The following is a 25,005-nucleotide window of genomic DNA, read 5'->3' on the forward strand; positions in this document are numbered from 1 at the left end:
CTACAATCAAAAATTGCAACGCAGTTATCGAGTATTTTAACAAGCTAGAATGACCAGTTATTTACTACGATTGGTATAACCTATACTCAATCTCACTAAAGCAACCAACCCCATGTGAAACTCCACAAACAAAAGGCTGAGGAGCAGATCTTTACCCTACAAACAATTTACTAGCTATTTTGATTTTGTTAGTTCGTATGGCCTTAATATGAATGTTCAATATAAATAGGAAAACACTTGAGGATTTACTAGAAAAAGTGGGCTCGCAAAATTAGAGCAAAAGTTATCAAGCGGACTCAATTAGTGATGTTTGTATAAAAACACGTACAAGAAATATAAATGATAGATACAAAAAATCCCGCAGGGGATGCGGGATTTTTACTAGTGACTAAATTGGTTTAAAGGTGACTAGCCTTGAATGCCAACGATTAACCATGGCGCATTAGGCGCAGTCAAGTCACGCTCTAGGTGCCAGATATCTTCGATTTCTTCTTCAACACCTTCTACTGTGTCACGGTAACGACCGCTAAACTGCAGACTAAGCTGTGCTTTATTTGCATCGTAATCAGCACGGACGATCTCCGCATCAACGTACATTACGTCAGTATGCTGCTCACCGTCGAGCTTCGCGCGCTCTGCTTTTAGGTCTTCAAACAAGCTTGGAGAAACATATTCTTCAATAGTTTCTAACTGGTTGTGATTCCACGCACCTTGCAGGATTCGATAGTGTTCACGAGAACCATTAATGAACGCTGCTTGGTCAAAACCCGGTGGGTAGTTATGTGGTACGTCTGTTTGAGCGCCAAAACCACCAAAGCCACCATTATTTGTGTTTGGTTGTTGCTCAAAGTTTTGCATGTTTGGTTGCTCAAACTTAGATGCGTTGCCACCAAATGCAGGCTGTTGACGATGCTGGTTCATACTGCCCTGCTTCGCACCTAGCATACCACGCATTAGTTTAAAGATGACAAAGGCAATCAAACCAATAATTAGGATATCCATAAACTGGATACCTTCAAAAGCACCGCCAAAGAATGCAGCAAGTAGACCACCAGCAAGAAGTCCGCCTAGCAGACCACCCATAAGGCCTTTCTTACTTGAAGACTTTGTCGTCTGATCTTTGCCGACCGTATTGGTGTTTTGTTGCTGTTGTTTCGGTGCTGGTGCAGTTTTGTAGCTCTTACCGAAAGACTTACTGCCACCAAACTTCTTCGCTTCCGCGATAGGCGTTACAGCAACAGTAAACATCAATAAAGCAACAATAGAAAATAAACGTTTCATCGTTATCCTTAAAGTTAGCTATCTAAGATAGTGCCCCATTTTCAAGACGAAACAATCGTTGTTTCAAACAGTAGCACGCCAAAGATGATTTTTAAGTCATCATACTCTGTATACCGATTGATGAAAATAGCTTATAGAAGCTGACATGTATCAGAATATTGCCAAAAATGCAGACTGCTCACACTGCTTACAATTCAGCTGAAGGCGCTTGATCAATGTAAAAAAAGTATGGAATAAGTTCACTAATACTCCAGATTGTTTTACTTGAATTAGAATCAGTGACACAGCTCAGAATCCTACACCTTGAGGGCACTTGGACACATTGCCTTGTTGACGGTTAAGAGGTAGCTGACTATCATATTGAACGATGTTCAATAAAGTAGTTTGAGAGTATGGCGCGCAGAAACGATCACACCCGAGAAGAGTTAGTGAATTTGACGTTAACAACGGTCAAAAACTTTTTAGATGAGAATTCTTACCACGAACTCAGTCTTCGTAAAATCGCTAACATGATTGGTTACGTGCCAAGCACATTGGTAAATGTTTTTGGTAATTATAATTTGTTGTTGCTTCATGTTGTCGCTCAAACTTTAGATGAGTTATCTCAAGAAGCACGCAAAGCGACTAATGACAGCAAAGACTCCCATCAAGCGCTTTTTGAACTCGCTTATTGCTACCACGATTTTGCTCAAAAACACCCATACCGTTGGCAGTTAGTGTTCGAACACAACATGAATGGAGCAGAACTTCCGGAATGGCATGCCAAACGTATCGATGGTATGACGGGAATGCTAGAGTCACTATTGGCTCAAATCGCACCACATCGTACTGAATCCGAAGTGATTCAAGCGAGTCGAGTCCTTTGGTCTGGCGTACATGGCATTACTTTACTCAGTGTTGATGATAAGTTTTTCTCTAGTGAACCGATTGATGGCAAAGAGTTGATCAGTAATCTTCTTTCTAACTATCTCACGAACTGGTAGCAAAGGATTATCCATGTCATCCGACAGACAGCCGTCGTTACTTACGCAGAGAAAGTTCCTGCCCTATTTCATTACTCAGTTTTTTGGCGCTTTCAACGACAATATTTTTAAAAACGTTTTGCTGTTGTTTGTCGCATTCGCGGGCTCCAGTGCACTGCCTATTTCGAGCAATTTGTTCATCAACCTTGCGGCAGGCTTGTTCATTCTACCGTTCTTTCTGTTCTCTGCTTCCGCTGGCGTATTAGCCGACAAATATGAAAAGTCATGGTTTATTCGTAAGGTCAAACTATTTGAAATAGCCATCATGCTGTTGGGTGCCATCGGATTCATAACCGAAAGTTATGGTGTGCTTTTATTGCTACTGTTTTTAATGGGCACACAGTCAGCATTTTTTGGCCCAGTTAAATATGCCCTTTTGCCTCAAAAGTTAAATGCTAAAGAGTTAGTGCCCGGCAACGCTCTTGTTGAAGCTGGTACCTTTATCGCCATCCTTATTGGCACCTTAGGCGCTGGGATTATAGCCTCTGCAGACAACGCAAAATACCTTGCCGCATTTTGTGTCGTGATCTTCGCATTGTTAGGCTACTTGTCGAGCCGCTCAATCCCCTTTGCTGCAGCCAGCGCGCCCAATCTCTCTTTTCGTTGGCAACCATACAAGCAAACCAAACACACGCTCTCTATCGCCAAATCCGATCGAGTTGTTTTTCAATGCATAATGGCAATAAGCTGGTTTTGGTTTTTAGGCGCCGCATATCTAACACAATTCCCGAATTTCACTAAGATTTACCTAAATGGCACCGAGAGTACGGTGTCTTTCTTGCTCGCTCTATTTTCCATTGGTATCGCGCTAGGGTCGCTACTTTGCAATTGGATCTCAAACCATCGTATCGAAGTCGGTATTGTGCCAATTGGTGCCTTTGGCATTACGGTATTTGGGTACCTAATGGCCACTTCCATTCCCAATGATCTACCTACTTTCCATAACTTTGTAGACTTCTTTAGATATGAGCCTTTTTGGCCATTATTTTTCTACCTATTGATGATTGGCGCTTCGGGCGGTTTGTTTATCGTGCCTCTTTACGCATTAATGCAGCATCGAGCAAAGGAAACCGAACGTGCTCAAGTCATCGCAGGGCTCAACATTTTTAACTCTCTGTTTATGGTCGGCAGCGCTGTCTTAGGTATTGTGTGCCTAAGTGTAATCAAGATGACAATTCCTCAGCTGTTTGCATTGTTAGCCATTTTAAATTTCTTAGTCGCCGCTTACATCTTTTTGCAAATTCCTATTTTTGTAGTTCGCTTTGTCATGTGGATGCTTACGCACACCATCTATCGAGTTAAGCATAAGAATCTACACAACCTACCCGAGCATGGTGGGGCATTGATTGTATGTAATCATGTAAGCTACATGGATGCATTGCTACTTAGTGCCGTATGCCCAAGGTTGATTCGTTTTGTGATGGAGGAAGATTACGCCAACCTACCTCCATTAAGGCGCTTTTTACGTCGAACTGGGGTAATTCCAATTTCAGCGAGTAACAGAAGCTCTATCAGACGTGCATTTAACGATGTGGAAGCTGCGCTAAGCGAAGGTCATATCGTCTGTATTTTCCCTGAAGGAAGATTAACTTCAGATGGTGAAATGAATGAATTCATGCGCGGTATTGATATAATCCTACGTCGTAGTCCAGTACCTGTCATACCTGTTGCACTTAAAGGCTTATGGGGAAGCTATTTCAGCCGCGCAAAAGGTCGCGCATGCTGTGGCTTACCGACTCGATTTTGGTCAAAGCTAGAAATTGAGGCTGGACAACCGGTGCCACCAAACGAGGCAACGGCAAAAACAATGTTCGATAAAGTGCATCAACTTAGAGGCGACTGGCGATAAATACACTTGAACACATGTTTAGGATAACTGAACATGTGTTCAAATCATTAAGACAAACTGACCACACCCAGTGCGATATACTCTCCCTTTCATTCACAACAGCGAATAAAAACCTTGAATAGAAACTACCTCCTGTTTGGATTGGCGTTACTTTTTTGTCTAACCCCTCTTGCCTCCTCTCCCATTGCTCTAGTTATCGGTTTTCTACTCGCAAGTTTTGGTTTTGTGCCTTCCGAGCTGCCCATCGCTTCTTTTACTAAAAAGCTGCTGTCTTACTCGATTATTGGCTTAGGCTTTGGCATCAACTTTGAGCAAGCACTTGCAGTCACATCGGATGGTATCGGCCTGATCATCGCCACTATTACAGGCACACTGATCATGGGCACTCTCATTGCCAGGGTAATTAAATTGGAGCGAGTAACCGCTTACTTAATCTCATCAGGTACTGCAATTTGTGGTGGTAGCGCAATTGCTGCTGTGGCACCGGCGATTAAAGCGAAAGACGAGCAGATTGGATTAGCACTGGCAACAGTGTTTGTCCTGAACTCCATTGCACTCTTTGTGTTTCCTGTGATTGGACATGCTTTAGGGCTAGATCAACACACGTTTGGCACATGGGCTGCGATTGCCATTCATGACACATCTTCTGTTGTCGGGGCTGCCTCGGCCTATGGGGAAGAAGCACTAACGACGGCAACAACATTGAAACTCGCGCGCGCTTTATGGATCATTCCTGTTGCTTTGATCAGTGCCGTCATCTTTTCAAGAGGCCAAAAAGAGAATGGAAAGAAAAAACTAGCTATCCCTTATTTCATTTTTTGGTACTGTGCAGCTATCGCGTTTAGCGACTTCTTTCCTCAATTTGAAATGGTCTATCACGGCATTTTCATTGGAGCAAAGCAAGCGTTGGTTGTATGTCTGTTCTTGATAGGTTGCAGCATTTCAATTTCAAAACTAAAGTCAGCTGGAGCTAAGCCGCTGTTGTTTGGTGTGACTCTGTGGGTGCTAATTTCTACCACTTCTCTAAGTTGGTTACTGTTTTAGATATTGGTGGTCTGCTTATCGCGTTGAGGGGACGGTATTTCCCGTTTGCTATTTTTGTATATAACGACCAACGCAATAGCGATCAAAAATGCCGTTAGCTCTGCAAGAGAGCGGGCTAGCCCTTCACTACTTATCGCGATACCAATTTGTAGTGCTACTGCCGCAATTAAAACTAGCTTTGCCATCCTGAACCTTATGCATTTTCTCTCCACTAAGAAGCATAATTATGATTCAGAGTTATAAGGATACGAAATTCTCTTTATGACTAATACATAGCAAAATTGACTAATGCTGAAGTGATGACAACAGCCACTCTTTCACGGCCTTACGTGAAATTTTGATCCCACCTTCTAGTAGAGTTTCTGGCATTACATGGTATTCCACTGGCCATTTAAACTTCTCTAACTTTGATTGCAAGTGCTGGTCATACTCCGACTTGCTGCGCAATCCATTGGTCTGAATCACAGCTACTGGTCTATGACCAAACTCCGCGTCTTCGACTGGAACCACTATACTCTGCACTACACCATCAATTTGGTTCAAAGCGGCTTCAATCTCTTCACAATGGATATTCTCACCACCAGAGATAAACTGATTGTCGGCACGGCCGATTATCTTTAATTCATCACCTTGCCACTCGCCAAGATCTTTGCTGTCAAACCAGCCTTTCTCATCCAGAAATGGGGTAACATGTCCTTGATGGAAATACCCTGCCGCTAATGTCTTACCGCCAACAAAAATGCGTTGGTCAACTAATTTTATCTTACGGTGCTTCAATACATGTCCAGCATTACTGGTGCTGTCAATTCTCTTTGCGGTAACGGTAGAGGCCGCCTCCGTCATCCCATAACCTAACCACGTCTCAATGCCTTGCCCTGATGCTCGTAGTGCCAACTCATGATCAACGTGACTGCCGCCCAGTAGCACATGTGTCAATGACAAATGTGCATCATCATCCAATAACCGTTTGAGCTGAGTCGCAACCAAAGAAGCGTGTGATACGCCCTGAATATCATCAACAAGTTTCCCTGAACCGACTTTTAGTGTTGCTCCGACATATAGCCAACGATAGACAATCGCTAATCCAGAGACGTGATACAGCGGAAGCGATAACAGCCAAGCATCTTGCTGAGTGAAAATGAACTCCTGCAACAAGCCCTCTGCAGACGCAAGATGCTGTCGATGTGTATGAACCACAGCTTTAGGCTCCCCTGTAGAGCCAGAAGTAAATACTACTGAAGCGAGCCGGTCATGATGATAGCTATCTTCAGTCAACGAATCACTCTCTTGCTGTGATACTACAGGAGGTGAAAGCAATGTTGCCTTGAGTTTTTGTATATCATGTTCAGAAAAGGTCGAAGCGCACTCCTGAGAAAACCAGATAAACCGAGTTTGATCAGGCCTGTAAAGTGTAGCAAGCTTACCCTGCAACTTATCTAGTGGTTGTTCCATGGTCAGCGCAGCGAGCGCACCTAACTGTTTGGAGGCAAGATAAAACAGCAGAGTTTCAACTTGGTTTTTACCTACCAAAGTCAGCACATCTCCCCGCGTTACGCCCAAGTCATTCAAATAGTGAGCGTATTGGTCAATACGTACTGAGAGTTGTTGCCAGTTTAATGTTTCTGTTGGTGTCTTGAGTGCAATAGAAAAAGGGCTCGTTTGAGCCCAATATTTCCACGGTGCCTTCGCAATATTGTCTACGCAGAATGCCACACAATCTCCTGGTCTTTTAGAGGAAGAACGGGAAGTTCACACTTAGGCCAGCCCTGCTCTAGCTGAGCTTTGAATAAGCCAATCGTATCCAAACCTGGAACTTCATCAGGCAGCTGCCATTGGGCAAAGCGCGCTAATTGAGTTAAACCGAGACTGGATTCAATGCTCGAGCTAATCACTGCTTTCATCCCCAGTGACTTCGCTTTCTCTATCAGTGTAATACAAAAATCCACTGAACCAATGAGTGTGGGTTTGATGATGATCGTTTTCACACCAGTTAGATCTTCAAGACGGAAATCTTCACGACGAACCGCATCTTGCAATGTTTCATCCCAAGCGATAGCAATACCAGTATTAATCGCAAAAGAGAGACTATCGCCAGGAGAGCGGCACGGCTCTTCTAGAAACGTGATTCGTTGACGCAGAGACGGAGCAATGTACTTAGCGAACTGCTGCGCTTTTTCTGGTGTCCAAGCACGGTTTGCATCAAGACGAAGCGTCAGCTGTGGAATCGATTCAAGGAACAAGTTCACTAGCATGCCGTCACGAATAGGTTCGTACAAACCCACTTTTACTTTCGCGACTTTTTCGCCTTCCATTTCGTTCAGTTTCGGGATCAGATCATCCGGATCACCGTTACACAGAGGGGCGATTTGGTACTTACCTTGTGCAGGTAAACCGCCTTCAAGTTCCAGCTCAGCCATAGACAGACCAAATGCAACCGATGGGTACATGTGGTTGTAATCTAAAGGCAAGTTTGCCACCCAGCGCTCTGCTTGTGCTTGCAGCTGAATGCCCGCTTCTTCAGTGCTTTCTAGGCTGAAGCCAACCAAAGGGGCAACTTCACCGCGACCAACCTTGTCACCGTCCGTTAATTCAAGGATATAACCTTTACGTTCCGTCAGCTTGTTATCACGTAGTATTACACCACTGTCCATTGGTAGACAGTAACGGTAAATCTTCGCTTTACGCATAATTCGAATCCTATGTAATGCCGTATATTCTGAGCTTTTTAACGAGAGAAATCGCTAGTCTCCCAGAGGGCGAGACGCTCAGGACGAAAAACGAAACAGAGGAGCACAAAGGCTCCTCTTCTATACGGATTATGGGTTACGAGGGAACTTGTCGAAGTCTGGGCGACGTTTCTCGTTGAATGCGTTACGACCTTCTTGGCCTTCATCTGTCATGTAGAACATCATAGTCGCGTTACCCGCAAGTTCTTGCAGACCCGCTTGACCATCACAATCTGCGTTTAATGCAGCTTTCAGGCAGCGCAATGCCATTGGGCTGTGCTGTAGTACTTCACGACACCAACGAACGGTTTCTTTCTCTAGATCCGCTAGTGGTACAACTGTGTTTACTAGGCCCATGTCTACCGCTTCTTGAGCATTGTAGAAACGACATAGGAACCAAATTTCGCGAGCTTTCTTTTGGCCTACGATACGAGCCATATAAGATGCGCCCCAACCGCCGTCAAATGAACCCACTTTAGGGCCTGTTTGACCAAATTGAGCGTTGTCAGCTGCAATTGTTAGATCACACATCATATGCAGTACATGACCACCGCCAACAGCCCAACCCGCTACCGATGCGATCACTGGTTTTGGACAAGTACGAATATCGCGTTGGAAGTCCAATACGTTTAGGTGATGCGTACCTTGGTCGTCTTTATAGCCGCCGTAGTCGCCACGGATCTTCTGGTCGCCGCCAGAACAGAATGCGTCTTCACCTAGACCTGTCAGAATGATCACGCCAACACCAGAGTCGTAACGCGCATCTGCCAACGCATCAATCATCTCTTTTACCGTTTGAGGACGAAACGCGTTACGCACTTGAGGACGCGCAATGGTGATTTTCGCGATACCATCTTCAGACTTATGGTAATGAATGTCCTCGTATTTCTCGCCGCAATCTTTCCATTGAACCGGAGCGTAAAGTTCTTCTTCAGAAATGCCTACTGTTTTAGCCATGGTGATTCCCATTGTTCTCGTTACTCTCACCAAAGTGAGACTGAATTATTTGCTTGGTATGTATCGCAAACTGTTTGGGCTGCTCTTGATGGACGTTATGACCAGCGCCTTCAACTTGTCGATACGCCAACCCGCTACGTTGTGCCAGTTGGCTAAATTTTTGGTCTTTCTCACCACACAAGTAATACACTGGTATGTTCTGCTTTTGCAGTGAGGGCAACAAATATGCCTGTTTGGCTAACGATGTCGCCATCAACATATTCGCCACCGCTGAGCCAAGATTATCACTTCGCTTCGCAATGAATGTTTGTCTTTGCTCATGGTTTAGTGAAGAAAACACCGCTTGTTGGTACCAATCGTTCAAAACACGTTCAAGTGGTTCAGTTTTGAAACGCATTGCCCAGCGAGCATCATTCTCTAATCTCACCTGTTTCTCTGACTCAGTTTGAAGCCCGAAGTTTCCCCCTTCAATAATCGCGCCTGCAATATTGAGATCTGGAAAGCATTGATGGGCAATACCATGCATCGCAATGCGGCCGCCCATAGAGTAACCAATCAAAATAAGTGGTTGTTGTGAGGGAAATAATAAAGATAGTGTGGAACCAAGAAGTTTGCAGCAATCATTCAGATCGCTGCAAGAAATAGATTGGCTATGCCCATGACCAGGGAGGTCAACCGTAACACGTTCATACTCGGGTAACGCGTTGATACACGATTGCCAATCTTCACCGCTACCAAGCAAACCATGCAAAAACACCAGAGTAGGCAAAGTAATACTTTGGTGCTTTTCTAATACAGGGAAACGTTCAAAGTAAAGCATTCAGACTCTTATTAAATGCCTTGAGTGTCTCAGCAGCTTGGTTAGATGGGGTTTGAACCTCGACCAGCAACGTTCCTTGGCCGTGACATAAATGCTCTTTTACAGATGATTGGAATTGCTCCAGTGTAGAAACATGCAAATACGCCAAACCAAACTGCTTTGCCGCGTGTTCAAACTGATAACCATGAGGCATTTGATAATATGTCGTCCTGCGCTCTGGTGGTACTGGCAACATATCAAAAATCGCACCGCCGTCATTATTGGTAACAACAAGTACCGCCGGCAGTTTATTGTGAGAAAATAGCGCCAGAGAATTGAGATCATAAAGTGCTGCTGTGTCACCGATATACATCAGTAACGGATTACCTCTTGCCCGTTGCACGCCTGATGCTGCAGCAAACAAACCGTCAATCCCTGACGCGCCTCGGTTAGTGAACACTTCTACATCATCAAGTTTGCCGTACATATCGACAAGTCGAACAAACAAACTGTTACCCAAAAAGACATCAGCGTTTTTAGTGCGCTCGTTGATGTCTGCTGCCAACGCAATTTCGTCAATGGCAGACGCTGAACCAGATAGGAAAGCTTCTTCAATACGTTGATGAACTCGCTTAACTCCATTCGCTAACCTATCAGCCCACCCAGCAAATATTGGCTTCTCAAAGCTAATGCGAGAAACCCAAGTTTGAGGAAGCTCAACCCAGTGCATTTGCGCCAGATGATTTTGGTTATTACGGTCCATACGCGGCGAGATATACCAGTATTGAACGTCTTTACTTTGTTGATTTTTCGATACTTGTTTATCAATCCATTGGTTCAAACGTTTGGAGATGATTCGGCTACCAAATTGGATAATAAGTTCACAAGATTCAAGCTCGTTTGCAAACTCGGGAAGTTGAAGCCATACATCGTAATACGCCCAATCCGAACTGAGGCCACTTTGCGGGTCTGCAAGTACTGGCCATCCCATCTTTTGTGCAAATGCCTGCGCCGAACGCGCTTGTTCAAGCGGTAAGCTGCCAATCACAACCAAGCCTTTTTTGTCCGAAAAAGGCGGGATGTTCGCCTGTGACAAATGGCTAAAACGCTGAGTATAAGTGCCGCTTCCTTTTCGCCATCCGGCGACCGAATCTAAGTAGGTTTGATAATCCGCTTTTGCGCCGTTGGAATACAAAGGCTCTGGAAATGCACAATTAATATGAACAGCACTACCCTGCAATTGCTGAGTAAACATCACTTCGTCAACAGAGGTCAGCAACCAGTTAAGCGACGTTGCTAAATTTGGGCTTGGTAAATTCAAACTGGCCGAAACATGATGTGAAAAAATACCCAATTGATTTATCGCTTGGTTTGCACCACAGCCGACAAGTTCTACTGGACGATCTGCTGTCAGCAGCACCAGTTTTTCACCAGTAAGTTTGGCTTCGGCAACCGACGGTAGTAAGTTCGCCACTGCCGTACCAGAGGTAACGATAATTGCCACGGGCTCCTGAGTAGCTTTCGCTAAACCAAGAGCCATAAAGCCCAATCCACGCTCATCAAAATGAGTATGAATGGAAAAGTCGGACTGTTCTGCCGCTTCTAAAGTTAAAGGCGTAGAACGAGATCCGGGAGCGATACAAACATGCTTAACGCCAAATCGCTGAAGCTCAATCAATATGGTTTCTGACCAAACTCGATTGAGCACCGCTTGGTCATGACTCATGATGCGACTCCCAATGGCGGATGATCAGAAATCAACGTAAGTAACGTCGACATTTTCTTATCAAGTTCTGCCCACTCATGTTCTGCCACAGAACCAGGCACAATCCCTGCGCCTGCAAACAGTTGTACTTGATCACCGAGCACAAGCGCGCTTCTGATTGCAACACAAAACTCTGCACGCTCATGGCTTATATAACCCATTGACCCCGCGTACCAGCCGCGTGCAAACGGCTCATTATCCAAAATAAATTGCATCGACTCTTTACGCGGTAAACCGGCTACCGCGGCGGTTGGCTGTAAAGCTGAAAGCAATTGAACACCGTTGATGCCTGCTTTCAGATCCGCATGAATATTACGCTTAAGATGTTGGACTTTTCTCAGGCGAACAAGTCGAGGCTCTTTTTCTACTTCAACGCTCTCTGAATGTGGCGACAAGCGATCAACAATGTCATCCACCACATACTGGTTTTCGTTCAGGTTCTTTGAATCTTGAGATAACCAGTTCGCTAGTTCCATATCTTGCTTAGCATTGTCACCACGACCAATCGTGCCTGCTAACGCTTCGGTATGTAGCTCATGCCCTACGCGAGAATACAAACGTTCTGGCGTAGACCCCATAAAACTGTGCTTACTGTCTAAGCTCAGCATGAAATGGAAGCTATGATGGTTATTTAAGTAACTTGCTTTAAGTAGCTGTGCAGCACTTAATGTGTTATCAAGCTGCACGGTAGAGCGACGCGCTAAAACCACTTTCTTAAAATCATCATTCTCTATACCAGTCAGAACCTTATGAACTAACTCATTCCATTGAGGCTGACTTGGCGTATGAACAATAGAGCGGATGTGAGACGAAATTGGAGCTAAGGTTGCGACCTCACAAACCAGTTTATTCAACCCAGCTAGAGTTCGCGCTTTGTCTTCTGAAATATTAACTGCGAGAGACCACTGTTGGTCAAAACGAATTAACTCAATTTGAGGCAAAAAGAAAAAAGAAGGCATACAGCGACGATTCTTCTCATGCTGCCCATCAAAAGAGCGCCCGCCCCAAACTCTTTGCCCTTCACCTAGAATGGTATAAGCAGGACCTGGCTCAACAAAAGCGTGCAATTGCCCTAGTGCAACGACCTCTTCACGTGTATCGCGGGACTGCCAATAAAACTTAGGGAAAAGTGGTTGTGCATCAAGCCAATCAATAAATGAGAAATTAGGTTTCTCGCTAAGGGGCTCGACCAGACGTGTTTGATTGCCTTCCGATTGCTGAACTCGCTCGATAATTCTCTTTACGGCTTGATGGAACTGTGACAAATCAACCTCGTTGTATGTGAGGATAAATGGTAACTGACGGCTACTCTAAGTTTAGACCCAAAGCAAATCAAGGTCGTATGCGATCTTTTGCAAAATCCTGTGATAGCAAGCGAGCAAAACTTAACCAGCAGACAGATTATTTACAGATATATATTCTAATAAAAAACAAATTATTGTATTTTAATAAAGAAATTAACGAATTTTTAGGAATTAAACAATGCAAAATATCGGGATGTCGTCAAAACTCGACAATGTCTGCTACGACATTAGGGGGCCTGTACTCAAACATGCTAAGCGCATGGAGGAAGAAGGGCATAAAATCCTAAAGCTAAACATTGGTAACCCTGCCCCATTTGGTTTTGACGCCCCTGATGAGATTTTAGTCGACGTAATTCGTAATCTGCCGACTTCTCAAGGCTATTGTGATTCCAAAGGTATTTACTCTGCTCGTAAAGCTGTGGTCCAACACTATCAGCGTAAAGGTATACGCTCGCTAGATGTCGAAGATGTGTATGTAGGTAACGGCGTGTCTGAGTTGATCGTAATGGCCATGCAAGCGCTATTAAACAATGGCGACGAAATGCTGATCCCAGCACCAGACTATCCGTTATGGACAGCTTCAGTTGCACTATCTGGTGGTAAGCCGGTTCATTATCTATGTGATGAAGAGGCTGACTGGTACCCAGACCTTGAAGACATCAAAAAGAAAATCACACCAAAGACACGTGGCATTGTTCTGATCAACCCGAACAACCCGACAGGTGCGGTATACAGCCGTGACTTCCTACTTGAAGTCATTGAGATAGCACGCCAGCACAAACTGATCATTTTCGCAGATGAGATCTACGACAAAGTGTTGTACGACGGTGCAACACATACCTCAGTCGCCACACTCACTGAAGACGTGCTAGTCATGACATTCAATGGCCTTTCAAAAGCCTACCGTGTTTGTGGTTTCCGTGGTGGCTGGATGTTCCTAACGGGGCCTAAACATCTGGCTCAAGGGTACGTGAATGGCTTGGAGCTGCTTTCATCGATGCGTTTATGTGCAAACGTACCAATGCAACATGCCATTCAAACCGCGTTAGGTGGGTACCAGAGTATCAATGAACTGATTTTACCTGGCGGACGCTTATTAGAGCAGCGCAACCGAGCGTATGAACTGATCAATCAAATTCCTGGTGTTTCTTGTGTCAAACCTAAGGGTGCGATGTACCTCTTCCCGAAAATCGACACTAAAATGTACAACATCAAGAACGATCAGCAGATGGTTTTAGATTTCTTAAAACAAGAGAAGGTCTTACTGGTGCAAGGTTCTGGTTTTAACTGGCCAAAACCAGACCACTTCCGCATCGTGACACTACCGCACGTTGAAGATCTAGAAATCGCCATTGGACGTTTTGAAAGATTCCTATCAACCTACAGCCAGTAATGAATCACTGGTAGTAATTAGTGCTGATCTCTCATATGCTTAGAGGAACTCCTAGTGAGTTCCTTTTTTACACCAGAAACGGAGAAAGCCATGAAAGAAAGCCATTTTTTCGCCCACCTGGCTCGAATGAAGCTGATCCAACGCTGGCCTTTAATGCGGTCCGTCTCACCAGAAAACGTTTCAGAGCATAGCTTACAAGTTGCTTTTGTCGCTCATGCCCTTGCCCTAATTAAAAACAAAAAGTTCGGCGGTAACCTTAATCCAGAGCGCATCGCGATTCTTGCCATGTACCATGACTCCAGTGAAGTATTAACGGGTGATCTTCCGACTCCAGTGAAGTATTACAACCCTGAAATTGCCAAAGAATATAAGAAGATAGAATCAGCAGCGGAGCAAAAATTACTCTCAATGTTACCGGAAGAGTTCCAAGATGATTTTGCTCCCTATCTTCTTTCTCACTCTGCACACGAAGAGGACGCAAAAATCGTTAAGCAAGCCGATTCCATCTGTGCCTATTTAAAATGTCTTGAAGAACTAAGCGCCGGTAACCATGAGTTCGCTCTGGCAAAAAAACGCTTAGACGTCACTTTGCAAGAACGCAAAACGCCTGAAATGGATTACTTTCTCAATACCTTTGCCCCAAGTTTCGAATTATCGTTAGATGAAATCAGTTAGCTTACGGAGATAACCGTGTCGTTTGAATTACACCCGCAATGGCAAGAGCGCCATGATGATGAGCATAAAATCCGTCGAGACGACCATCGGAGCCCGTACCAACGAGACCGAGCACGCATTCTTCACTCGGCTGCATTTCGACGCCTACAAGCAAAAACCCAAGTACACGGCAATAGCTTGGAAGACTTTCACCGCAGTCGGTTAACACACTCCTTAGAAGCGTCGCAACTCGGGACCGGTATCGTCGCCCAGTTAAAGAAAAAACAACCAGAGTTCCGTGAACTATTACCATCAGACAGCTTAATTGATTCATTATGTTTGGCTCACGACATCGGGCATCCTCCATACGGTCATGGGGGAGAAGTCGCTCTAAACTACGTAATGCGCGAACATGGCGGCTTCGAGGGGAACGCCCAAACCTTTCGTATCGTCACTAAGTTAGAGCCTTATACCGAGCATTTCGGAATGAATTTATCACGCCGCACGCTGTTTGGTTTGATTAAGTACCCTGCCCTCATTAGTCAAACACGCTCCGTCAAGTTGCCTCAACCAGCCAAGCATCAACGTAAACTAAAAGCAAAAGATTGGAGCCCAGCTAAAGGCATTTATGATTGTGATAAAGACTTATTTGATTGGGTAATTGCACCGCTTTCTGACAACGACAAGGCATTGCTTAGTCTGATGCGTTCAACGCCAGAATCGGAGTTTGAGCACAGTAAAACGCGTTTTAAATCAATCGACTGCTCAATCATGGAGCTAGCAGATGATATCGCCTACGGTGTTCATGATTTAGAAGATGCAATCGTACTTGGTATGGTGACACGTCAGCAATGGCAAGAAGGCGCAGCAAGTCAATTAGCGGACTGTGGCGACCCGTGGTTTGAAGCTCATATCGATTCCATCGGACAGATGCTATTTAGCGGTAAGCACCATGAGCGGAAAGATGCCATCGGTGGTATGGTTAACGCGCTACTGACCAGCATTTCAATCAAAACGGTGGATGAGCCGTTTAATAACCCTTTACTTTCTTGGAATGCGTGTTTAGAACCACAGATGGCACGTGCACTTGACGTACTCAAGCACTTTGTCAGCACCTTCGTTATCCAAGTCCCGCAGGTCCAGATCGTTGAGTATAAGGGTCAGCAAATTATTATGGATATTTTTGAAGCGTTAACAGCAGACCCAGAGCGCTTACTACCCGTTCATACAAAAGAGCTGTGGTGTCAGGCGAAGAGCGAAAGCAATAAGATGAGGGTCATCGCCGATTACATTTCTGCAATGACCGATGGTCACGCACAAAAGCTACACCGCCAACTTTTCTCTTCCATCGTTCTTTAGTAACACTCAACCTTTCAAATAATTCTTTTCAAAAACGCCCGGAGGCATCTGGGCGATTTGGAATTCGATCATATTTTCAAAGGCATGCATAAGCGGTGTAAAGTCTCGCTCGGGTTCAAGCAAGCGAAGCGAATGATAACCTGCCTCGACTGTCGATAAGCTATTCTCAGAGGGCGCCTTACGAATGGTGTAGTGCCCTTGTAGTTGCTTAGGCAACTGCACGGTTGGGAGTGGATGTAAGTTGCTTGAGAGTTGCCACATTTTGTACGCTTTTTTCCACGTACCATCGAGCAAAATCAAACGTATTTTCTTAGATACACTATGACTCGCTTGAGTGATTTCAGAAATGCATCGTGACCCTTCTGATGGGTAAAGAACAAAATGTTGATATGACTCATCCGCTAATAAGTGATTTAAGACATCATCACAAGAAAAGTCCTCTCCTATCAAACAAATACAGTTATCTAAACTCAAATTGAGAATCCGTGCCGTACCAAGCGGACGATGTTCTTCACTCGTGTGCTGAAGAATGATAAGTTCTACCTCGCTTGCCAGCGGTACAATCCATTGGCAAATACACGCTTTTTGCGATTTTCCACAACGAGAACAATAACGAGACATAGAGTGAACCTTTATACCTTGCTGAGTATTATCAGCGTGATCTGTTTGATACTTCAATTTGAACCAATGGCAAGCCTAACCGAGTGGCACAGCTACAATATACGCCATGGTGAATGGTGGCGAATCGTAACAGGAAATCTCACACATACCAACTTTGCGCACTTAGGAATGAACCTCGCCGGATTGTGGATCATTACTTTTATTTTTCGCCCAAGCACTCGTAACTTCCTTATCGTTTTTTCAATCTTATGTGCATGTGTTGGTGCGCTGAATTTGTTTACCAACATGTCGGTGTACGTGGGTTTATCCGGCGTATTACACGGATTGTTTGGATTTTGGGCGCTCAGAGAAGTCTTTGAAAGTAGAAGAAGCAGTGTGTTGTTAGTCGGAGGGCTAATCGCCAAAGTAGCATGGGAGCAGGTCTATGGCCCATCAAGCAGTACTGCTGAGCTTATCGGTGCAAACGTTGCTATTGATGCTCATATGTTTGGCGCACTCGGTGGGTTAGTAATGGCTTTACTGGAAAAAGGCCTTCGCCGTCGTTTATTCGGATAAAAATCCCGAACCACGAAAGAGGTGCTGGTTCGGGAAAGCAGTAATAGGGAAGCAGATATTGTTCTGAATTCAGACTCAATATCTGCAATACATCAAGCTACAGTAAAATGCGGTCTTCGTTTTTCTTAACTGTCGCTTCACCAATGCCTTTTACGCTCTTCAAATCTGCTGCCGTTTTAAAAGGGCCATGTTCCTCGCGGTAGTCCACTATACTCTGCGCTTTCTTCTCACCTATACCTTTCAACATGGTCGCAATTTCTTCAGCAGTGGCCGTGTTGATATTTACAGTAATTTCAATTCCTTCATATTTGTCAGTGGCTGAATCCGCAGCCATGCTAAAAGGTGCACAAACAAATAAGCACAATGTCAAAATCCATTTCATATTGAACATACAATCTCCAAAATAGTAGGCTAAAAACAGTCATCGAGAGCGAGTCACTATCAAGTTTGCAATGGAAAGCAATATGGTTATGCATTTAACAAACTGAGATGACCCGGAATTCACAACGGCCGCTATCACTTAAACGCGCACTAATTTAAGTAATGCCTATTGATGATTGAAGTTCATAAAGACAAAAATAAAACGGACCGCTTATGCGGTCCGTTTTATTCAACATACAAATTACACTAATTGTGCTTAGTTGCTCACAACAAAGTACTCAATGTCAGTATTTGCACGCAGTACGGCTAGTACAGATGATAAATCTTGCTGAGAAGATGCACGCTGCATTTGCATCGCAACTTGATCTTCTAACTCACTATCTAGCTCTGCGTTTACAGCATCAAGCTCGATGATAATGATGTTACCTTCAAGATCTTTAGACTGACCGTATACTGGTTTACCATCGACTGGTTTTGCCATCGCGAATACCGTTGTTGCTAACGGAGAACGACGATCTACTGTCTCTTGTTCACCAAAGGCAAGATTGTTTTCAGCAAGCACGTTCGTCTTACCTTCTTTCAATGCCGCAACGACTTGTGTTCCAAGTTCCATCGCTTCTTGCTCACCTTTAACACGAGATAGCTCTGCAACAACCTGATCTTTCACTTCTTCTAGTGGAAGAACTGTCTCGTCACGCGCATCTTCAACACGAACAACGATAATATGCTCAGGCGCAACTTCGATAGCTTCAGAGTTTAGGCCATCTTCTTTAACTTCAGGACTTAGGATAGCTTGCATTACCGCAGGGCTACGAAGCACTTCAGGTGCATCAACCTGAGAAATAAAGTCCGTTGTCTTCACTTCTTGGTTAACCGCTTGAGAAGCATCATACAATGAGTCTGGGTATTCAAACGCTACGCGCTCAAGCTCATTTTGCAACTCGTAGAATTGATCGATCGCTTGTTGGTCGACCATCTCTTGTTTGATTTCAGCAGCGACTTCTTCAAATGGCTTCGCCACAGAATCTTTTAGCTCTTCAAGCTTGATAATGTGATAGCCAAAGTCCGACTTTACTAGACCCGACGTATCGCCAGGATTCTTCAGTGCGAATGCCGCTTCTTCAAAAGCAGGGTCCATCACATCACGCTCAATCCAACCTAGGTCACCACCGTTTTCAGCGCTGCCAAAATCGTCAGATTTCTCTTGAGCAAGCGTCGCAAAATCTGCACCCGCGTTTAGCTCGTCTAGGATAGCTTGCGCTTTTGCTTCATCGTCCCCTTCTACAAGAATGTGAGCGACACGTCGTTGCTCTTCTGAAGAGTATTTGTTTAAGTGCTCGTCGTAGTACTTTTTCACCTCAGCATCAGAAACATTAACTTGTTCCTTTAGCGCTTCAGCTGACAGTTCGATGTAAGAGACTTTAACCTGCTCTGGGCGTGTAAAGTTGTCTGGGTTTGCTTTGTAGTACTCTTGAATTTCTTCGTCGGTCAATTCAATATTTTTCGCAAACTCCGCTAAGTCGATCTGAATCGTGCGAATATCACGAGTTTGAGTGAACAGCTTGCCTTCTGCTTGTACTTCACCCGGCAGAATAAATTCACTGTTTTGTAGCGCATTCAGCAGTTGCTCACGAACCAATTCACGACGCATGTACTCAGCAAAAGAGTCTGGCGAAAAGCCTGCACGACGCAAAGAAGCTTGATAGATCTCTTGATCAAACTGACCATTAGATTGGAACTGAGGCATGTCTAGAATCATGCTACGCACTTGAGTGTCGCTGATTCGCAGACCCAAAGCTTCAGCTTGTTGGTCAAGCAACACGTCATTGATCATTCGATCTAAAACGGATTTGCGGAAAGATTCAACATATGCAGGGTCAGCCAGCATTTGAGAGAAGTAGTCACCCAACTGAGCTTGCATACGGTTACGCTCATTTTGGTATGCCATCTCGAACTCACCACGAGGAATCTCAGTGTTACCGACTTTCGCTGCAGAGTTGTTGCTACCACCAACGATGTAGCTACCTACACCTGCAAATACGAAAGACAGGATGATAAGTCCAAGGATAATTTTGACCGCGATGCTATTCACGCCTTCGCGTAGTCGATCCATCATAATTTAACTGCTCTCCACAATTGAAGCCTACTGCTTCTATCTAATAGAAATAATGGCGCAATAATATCAGAAAAAGAAATGCGCATCAGTATGATGCGCATAATTTAAGAAAGTTCGGCTCGAAGTTTGTAAATTTTTGTTCGAAACTTATTGTTTGAGCAAAAGTTAAGCAAATGGCCGGTTACAGAAATAACGCCGTGATTAGTTACAAGCGTCTTTCAGTGCTTTACCAGCTTTGAAAGCTGGTACTTTTGCTTCTGCGATTTGGATTTCTTCACCAGTTTTTGGGTTACGACCAGTACGTGCAGCACGAGTACGAACGCTGAATGTACCAAAGCCAACTAGAGCGACTTGATCACCAGATTGAAGAGTTCCGCTTACTGCTTCGATGAATGCATCTAGAGCACGACCCGCTGACGCTTTAGAAATATCTGCATTTTCTGCGATTTGTTCTACTAACTGAGTTTTATTCACTGTAATTTCCCCTTTGTGTCATCTGTGATTATTTTTGTGATGACTTTCGTTCCATTGTTAAGAAAATATGCTCCACCCCTTATTCATCAAGGGCTGGCAGCTATCGAAACTAACTTAGCGCCCAAAAAAAACGCTGACAAGCCTTTTTGGGCTTATCAGCGTAAACTTTTACTTATTTTTGCTACACATCACTATTTTTGAGACTCAAACTCAACGCCCGTCGGGTCTCGCTCTAGTGCGACTTTCAGTACTTCATCAATCCACTGTACAGGGATAACTTCCAGATCCGCGATAACATTATCAGGAATCTCTTCCAAATCACGCTCGTTATCTTTTGGAATTAGCACTGTCTTAATGCCACCACGGTGTGCCGCAAGTAACTTCTCTTTTAGGCCGCCGATAGGTAGAACCTCACCACGCAGTGTGATTTCACCCGTCATCGCTACTTCTGCTTTCACAGGGTTGCCTGTTAGAGAAGAAACCAATGCTGTACACATTGCTGTACCCGCACTTGGGCCATCTTTTGGTGTCGCGCCTTCCGGGACGTGTACGTGAATATCTTTCTTCTCGTAGAAGTCAGTATTGATACCTAGCTTTTCTGCACGAGAGCGAACCACTGTCATTGCTGCTTGGATAGACTCTTGCATCACATCACCAAGAGAACCCGTTTGTGTCAGCTTACCTTTACCTGGCATTGATTGAGTTTCAATCGTTAATAGATCGCCACCCACTTCGGTCCAAGCTAGGCCAGTTACTTGACCAATTCGGTTACTTTCATCCGCTTTACCGTAATCGAAACGTTGAACACCTAAGTACTCTTTTAGGTTGTCCATCGTTACCGTTACTGACTTGATGTCCTTATCCAGCAAGATGTTCTTCACCGCTTTACGGCAGATCTTAGAAATCTCACGCTCTAAGTTACGGACACCCGCTTCACGCGTGTAGTAACGAATGATGCCAATAATCGCAGAATCTTCAATGACGATCTCATCCGCTTTCAAGCCATTACGCTTCACTTGTTTATCAACAAGGTGACGTTTTGCAATGTTCAGCTTCTCGTCTTCGGTGTAACCAGATAAACGAATAACTTCCATACGGTCTAACAATGGACCCGGGATGTTCATCGAGTTCGATGTCGCAACAAACATAACGTCAGAGAGATCGTAATCCACTTCTAGGTAGTGATCGTTGAACGAGTTATTCTGTTCAGGATCAAGTACTTCTAGTAGAGCCGATGCCGGATCACCACGCATATCGGAAGACATTTTGTCGATTTCGTCCAATAAGAACAGCGGGTTCTTCACACCAACCTTCGACATCTTCTGGATCAATTTGCCTGGTAATGAGCCGATATAAGTACGACGGTGACCACGAATTTCCGCTTCATCACGCACACCACCCAACGCCATACGAACATACTTACGGCCTGTAGCTGAAGCAATTGAACGACCAAGAGACGTTTTACCTACACCAGGAGGACCAACAAGACAAAGGATAGGACCTTTTAGCTTGTTGATACGGTTTTGAACAGCCAGGTATTCAAGGATACGTTCTTTGACGCGTTCTAGACCGTAGTGATCTTCATTAAGAACCTCTTCTGCTTTCGCTAAGTTTTTCTTAACTTTTGAGCGCTTAGCCCAAGGAACGCTGACCATCCAATCGATGTAGCTACGAACCACTGTTGCTTCAGCAGACATTGGAGACATCATCTTAAGCTTTTGCAGCTCTTGCTCTGTCTTTTCACGTGCCTCTTGAGGCATTTTTGATTCGTCAATCTTCTTCTGTAGCGTTTCGAACTCGTCTGGTGCGTCTTCCATCTCACCAAGTTCTTTCTGAATCGCTTTCATTTGCTCATTCAGATAATACTCACGCTGAGATTTTTCCATTTGCTTTTTAACGCGACCACGAATTCGTTTTTCAACTTGCAGCAAGTCGATCTCTGATTCCATCTGGCCCATCAGGAATTCCAGACGCTCAGTGACGTCAACAATTTCAAGCACTTGCTGCTTATCCACCAACTTTAACGGCATATGAGCCGCAATGGTATCCGCTAAGCGTGCGGCTTCGTCGATACCATTAAGTGACGTTAGCACTTCTGGTGGAATCTTCTTGTTTAGCTTAATGAACCCTTCAAACTGATTAATCGCGCTGCGAACAATCACTTCTTGCTCACGCTCATCCAATTCTGGCGTAACAACAAATTCAGCTTCCGCTAGGAAAAAGTCACTCTCTTTAAAGTGATTGATTTTTGCTCGCTGCTGGCCCTCGACCAATACTTTTACTGTGCCATCCGGAAGCTTCAAGAGCTGGAGAATGGTGGCTACCGTACCTACGTCAAATAGGTCGTCAACCGTAGGCTCGTCAGTATCCGCTTGCTTTTGTGCCACAAGAAGAACTTGTTTGTTGGTTTCCATCGCCGTTTCTAGACAGCTAATCGATTTCTCACGACCAACAAACAATGGAATAACCATGTGTGGGTAGACCACTACGTCACGTAGAGGTAGTACCGGGATCTCGATACGCTCGGAACGTTCCAAGTTCATATAATTCTCTCTTCCGCTTTCACGTTTAACGTATTACTTAAGGCAGTATATGGGGGCTAATTGTTTGGATTCAATAAGAGAAATAAAAAAAGGAGGTAATTACTTACCTCCTTTTTCATTATGGCTGAATTTACTCTGCTCCAGCTGCCTGATTGTCTGCGTTACTGTAAATAAGCAGTGGCTCTGACTCGCCATTAATGACGGACTCATCAATCACGACTTTACTAACGTCTGTTGCAGATGGTAATTCGTACATGGTTTCAAGTAGCACGCCTTCAAGAATCGAGCGTAAGCCACGAGCACCTGTTTTACGCTCCATTGCTTTTTTCGCGATAGCGCGCAGCGCATCTTCACGGAATTCAAGTTCGGCGTTTTCTAGCTCAAACAATGCTGCATATTGCTTGGTCAGTGCGTTCTTCGGTTCACATAGGATCTGAATCAACGCTTCTTCATCAAGCTCAGTCAGTGTTGTTGTTACAGGTAGACGACCAATGAATTCTGGAATGAGGCCGTACTTCACTAAGTCTTCAGGTTCAACTTGAGTAAATAGCTCACCTACCGTCTTCGATTCATTCTTCGAACGAACTTCAGCACCAAAGCCAATACCTGTACCTGTTGCAACACGCTGCTCAATCACCTTGTCTAAGCCAGCAAAAGCACCACCACAAATGAACAGGATCTTAGATGTGTCCACTTGTAGGAATTCTTGCTGAGGATGCTTACGACCACCTTGAGGTGGAACCGATGCAACCGTACCTTCGATAAGTTTTAGTAGCGCCTGCTGAACACCTTCACCAGATACGTCACGCGTAATAGATGGGTTTTCAGCTTTGCGTGAAATCTTATCAATTTCATCAATGTAAACGATGCCGCGTTCCGCTTTAGCTACATCGTAATCACATTTTTGCAGAAGCTTTTGGATGATGTTTTCAACGTCTTCACCTACGTAACCGGCTTCGGTTAGTGTCGTCGCGTCTGCCATTGTAAATGGCACATCCAAGAATCGAGCTAATGTCTCCGCAAGTAGTGTTTTACCGCTACCTGTAGGACCAATTAGAAGGATGTTACTCTTACCAAGCTCCACACCTTCGCTCGTTGTATCACCATTGCGTAAACGCTTGTAGTGGTTATATACCGCAACTGCGAGCACTTTTTTCGCGTAATCTTGCCCGATCACATAGTCATCAAGGTGTTCACGGATCTGTTTTGGCGTTGGTAACGCTTCAGATTCTTTCTTAGGGAGAACATCCTTGATTTCTTCGCGAATAATATCGTTACATAAGTCGACACACTCGTCGCAAATGTACACTGACGGACCTGCGATTAGCTTGCGAACTTCGTGCTGACTTTTGCCGCAGAAAGAACAGTACAGCAATTTACCGCTGCCACTTTCTTTGCTTTTATCTGTCATTCGCTAACCTCTTAGCCTTTACTCTTCATGAATGAGTGTATATCAATTTTTGCCAAAATGCGCTGGCTAATTACTCGCCACGGTGGCTTAACACTGCATCCACGATACCGTATTCCACAGCCTGCTCTGATGACATGAAGTTATCACGATCAGTGTCGCGCTCAATGACTTCAAGAGGTTGGCCTGTATGTTCTGCTAACAACTTGTTTAGCTTCTGTTTAATCGTCAGGATTTCCTGAGCATGGATTTGGATATCAGAAGCTTGACCCTGGAAACCACCCAATGGTTGGTGGATCATTACACGAGAGTTAGGCAGTACGTAACGCTTACCTGGCGCACCACCTGCAAGCAGGAAGGCACCCATTGAACATGCTTGACCCATACACACAGTGCTGACATTTGGCTTAATGAACTGCATGGTATCGTAAATAGACATACCAGCTGTTACGCTGCCGCCTGGCGAGTTGATGTATAGGAAAATATCTTTATCTGGATTTTCAGATTCTAGGAAAAGTAGCTGAGCCACGACAAGGTTTGCCATGTGGTCTTCCACTTGACCCGTTAAAAAAATCACGCGCTCTTTCAGCAGACGTGAGTAGATGTCGTAAGAGCGTTCGCCTCGGGAAGTTTGTTCAACCACCATTGGTACTAGCGCGTCCATAATTGGCGACATTGCATTTTTTTCTTGGTAGCTCATATTCTTATGTCCCTAAAATAAATGGCCCGGATGATGACTATCATACGGACCATT

Annotated in this window: 22 protein-coding genes; 7 read left to right on the forward strand and 15 right to left on the reverse strand. The window is 44.5% G+C overall.

What is annotated here, in order from left to right; genetic code table 11:
• Positions 1–408: 408 nt before the first annotated feature.
• A complete protein-coding gene (locus R7Z77_RS13140) occupies positions 409–1,281 on the reverse strand; it encodes a Tim44 domain-containing protein (RefSeq protein ID WP_005384268.1) in 873 nt (290 codons plus the stop codon).
• Between the two features lie 392 nt (positions 1,282–1,673).
• Between R7Z77_RS13140 and R7Z77_RS13145 the strand changes: the two genes are divergently transcribed.
• From R7Z77_RS13145 to R7Z77_RS13155, 3 genes are all read left to right on the forward strand, one after another.
• Positions 1,674–2,264 carry a TetR/AcrR family transcriptional regulator gene (locus tag R7Z77_RS13145; RefSeq protein ID WP_005382308.1) on the forward strand — a complete coding sequence of 197 codons (591 nt, stop codon included), beginning with the start codon at positions 1,674–1,676 and terminating at the stop codon, positions 2,262–2,264.
• A 13-nt stretch (positions 2,265–2,277) separates the two neighbouring features.
• Positions 2,278–4,152: an MFS transporter gene (locus R7Z77_RS13150; RefSeq protein ID WP_213967347.1), complete on the forward strand. Its 1,875-nt coding sequence runs from the start codon at positions 2,278–2,280 to the stop codon at positions 4,150–4,152.
• A gap of 114 nt (positions 4,153–4,266) precedes the next feature.
• Positions 4,267–5,196, forward strand: coding sequence for a YeiH family protein (locus tag R7Z77_RS13155; protein ID WP_005384270.1), 930 nt, complete (start codon positions 4,267–4,269; stop codon positions 5,194–5,196).
• Here the strand turns inward: R7Z77_RS13155 and R7Z77_RS13160 are convergent.
• From R7Z77_RS13160 to R7Z77_RS13190, 7 genes are all read right to left on the reverse strand, one after another.
• Positions 5,193–5,381, reverse strand: a complete 189-nt coding sequence (locus tag R7Z77_RS13160) for a hypothetical protein (protein WP_017634658.1) — start codon at positions 5,379–5,381, stop codon at positions 5,193–5,195. The genes R7Z77_RS13155 and R7Z77_RS13160 overlap by 4 nt on opposite strands.
• Before the next feature lie 100 nt (positions 5,382–5,481).
• Positions 5,482–6,909 carry an o-succinylbenzoate--CoA ligase gene (gene menE / locus R7Z77_RS13165; protein WP_213967346.1) on the reverse strand — a complete coding sequence of 476 codons (1,428 nt, stop codon included), beginning with the start codon at positions 6,907–6,909 and terminating at the stop codon, positions 5,482–5,484.
• Complete coding sequence (menC, locus tag R7Z77_RS13170; RefSeq protein ID WP_213967345.1) at positions 6,894–7,883, reverse strand: o-succinylbenzoate synthase; 990 nt, start codon at positions 7,881–7,883, stop codon at positions 6,894–6,896. The genes menE and menC overlap by 16 nt, the downstream gene beginning before the upstream one ends.
• Before the next feature lie 129 nt (positions 7,884–8,012).
• A complete protein-coding gene (gene menB / locus R7Z77_RS13175; RefSeq protein ID WP_005382318.1) occupies positions 8,013–8,879 on the reverse strand; it encodes a 1,4-dihydroxy-2-naphthoyl-CoA synthase in 867 nt (288 codons plus the stop codon).
• A complete protein-coding gene (gene menH, locus R7Z77_RS13180) occupies positions 8,872–9,699 on the reverse strand; it encodes a 2-succinyl-6-hydroxy-2,4-cyclohexadiene-1-carboxylate synthase (RefSeq protein WP_213967344.1) in 828 nt (275 codons plus the stop codon). The genes menB and menH overlap by 8 nt, the downstream gene beginning before the upstream one ends.
• A complete protein-coding gene (menD, locus tag R7Z77_RS13185) occupies positions 9,686–11,404 on the reverse strand; it encodes a 2-succinyl-5-enolpyruvyl-6-hydroxy-3-cyclohexene-1-carboxylic-acid synthase (RefSeq protein WP_186584409.1) in 1,719 nt (572 codons plus the stop codon). The genes menH and menD overlap by 14 nt, the downstream gene beginning before the upstream one ends.
• The gene (locus R7Z77_RS13190) at positions 11,401–12,708 is read right to left on the reverse strand and encodes an isochorismate synthase MenF (protein ID WP_213967343.1); all 1,308 of its coding nucleotides are present in this window, start codon (positions 12,706–12,708) and stop codon (positions 11,401–11,403) included. The genes menD and R7Z77_RS13190 overlap by 4 nt, the downstream gene beginning before the upstream one ends.
• Positions 12,709–12,925: 217 nt before the next feature.
• Here R7Z77_RS13190 and R7Z77_RS13195 point away from each other — a divergent pair, with 217 nt between their 5' ends.
• The 3 genes from R7Z77_RS13195 (at position 12,926) to R7Z77_RS13205 (ending at position 16,153) form a co-directional block, all read left to right on the forward strand.
• Positions 12,926–14,140 (forward strand): pyridoxal phosphate-dependent aminotransferase, encoded by a 1,215-nt coding sequence (locus R7Z77_RS13195; RefSeq protein ID WP_005384283.1) that lies wholly within the window; start codon positions 12,926–12,928, stop codon positions 14,138–14,140.
• 90 nt (positions 14,141–14,230) lie between these two features.
• On the forward strand, positions 14,231–14,815 hold the full coding sequence (yfbR, locus tag R7Z77_RS13200) for a 5'-deoxynucleotidase (protein ID WP_062730721.1): 585 nt from the start codon (positions 14,231–14,233) through the stop codon (positions 14,813–14,815).
• 15 nt (positions 14,816–14,830) lie between these two features.
• Positions 14,831–16,153: an anti-phage deoxyguanosine triphosphatase gene (locus R7Z77_RS13205; RefSeq protein WP_064353724.1), complete on the forward strand. Its 1,323-nt coding sequence runs from the start codon at positions 14,831–14,833 to the stop codon at positions 16,151–16,153.
• A 6-nt stretch (positions 16,154–16,159) separates the two neighbouring features.
• Here R7Z77_RS13205 and R7Z77_RS13210 read toward each other — a convergent pair whose 3' ends face one another.
• Complete coding sequence (locus tag R7Z77_RS13210) at positions 16,160–16,774, reverse strand: tRNA-uridine aminocarboxypropyltransferase (RefSeq protein WP_054575199.1); 615 nt, start codon at positions 16,772–16,774, stop codon at positions 16,160–16,162.
• A 3-nt stretch (positions 16,775–16,777) separates the two neighbouring features.
• Between R7Z77_RS13210 and rrtA the strand changes: the two genes are divergently transcribed.
• Entirely contained in the window at positions 16,778–17,329 is a 552-nt protein-coding gene (gene rrtA, locus R7Z77_RS13215) for a rhombosortase (protein WP_005382331.1), read from the forward strand.
• Between the two features lie 97 nt (positions 17,330–17,426).
• Here rrtA and R7Z77_RS13220 read toward each other — a convergent pair whose 3' ends face one another.
• The 6 genes from R7Z77_RS13220 to clpP form a co-directional block, all read right to left on the reverse strand.
• Positions 17,427–17,711: a ComEA family DNA-binding protein gene (locus R7Z77_RS13220; protein WP_064353730.1), complete on the reverse strand. Its 285-nt coding sequence runs from the start codon at positions 17,709–17,711 to the stop codon at positions 17,427–17,429.
• Positions 17,712–17,966: 255 nt separating this feature from the next.
• Positions 17,967–19,826 carry a peptidylprolyl isomerase gene (gene ppiD / locus R7Z77_RS13225; protein WP_005382334.1) on the reverse strand — a complete coding sequence of 620 codons (1,860 nt, stop codon included), beginning with the start codon at positions 19,824–19,826 and terminating at the stop codon, positions 17,967–17,969.
• A gap of 201 nt (positions 19,827–20,027) precedes the next feature.
• Positions 20,028–20,300, reverse strand: coding sequence for an HU family DNA-binding protein (locus R7Z77_RS13230; protein ID WP_005382341.1), 273 nt, complete (start codon positions 20,298–20,300; stop codon positions 20,028–20,030).
• Between the two features lie 191 nt (positions 20,301–20,491).
• Positions 20,492–22,843: an endopeptidase La gene (gene lon / locus R7Z77_RS13235; RefSeq protein WP_005382343.1), complete on the reverse strand. Its 2,352-nt coding sequence runs from the start codon at positions 22,841–22,843 to the stop codon at positions 20,492–20,494.
• A gap of 130 nt (positions 22,844–22,973) precedes the next feature.
• Complete coding sequence (gene clpX / locus R7Z77_RS13240) at positions 22,974–24,254, reverse strand: ATP-dependent protease ATP-binding subunit ClpX (RefSeq protein WP_005382345.1); 1,281 nt, start codon at positions 24,252–24,254, stop codon at positions 22,974–22,976.
• A 70-nt stretch (positions 24,255–24,324) separates the two neighbouring features.
• Complete coding sequence (gene clpP / locus R7Z77_RS13245; protein ID WP_005382347.1) at positions 24,325–24,951, reverse strand: ATP-dependent Clp endopeptidase proteolytic subunit ClpP; 627 nt, start codon at positions 24,949–24,951, stop codon at positions 24,325–24,327.
• Positions 24,952–25,005 lie beyond the last annotated feature (54 nt).

The sequence above is a fragment of the Vibrio sp. 1401 genome (assembly GCF_033340295.1).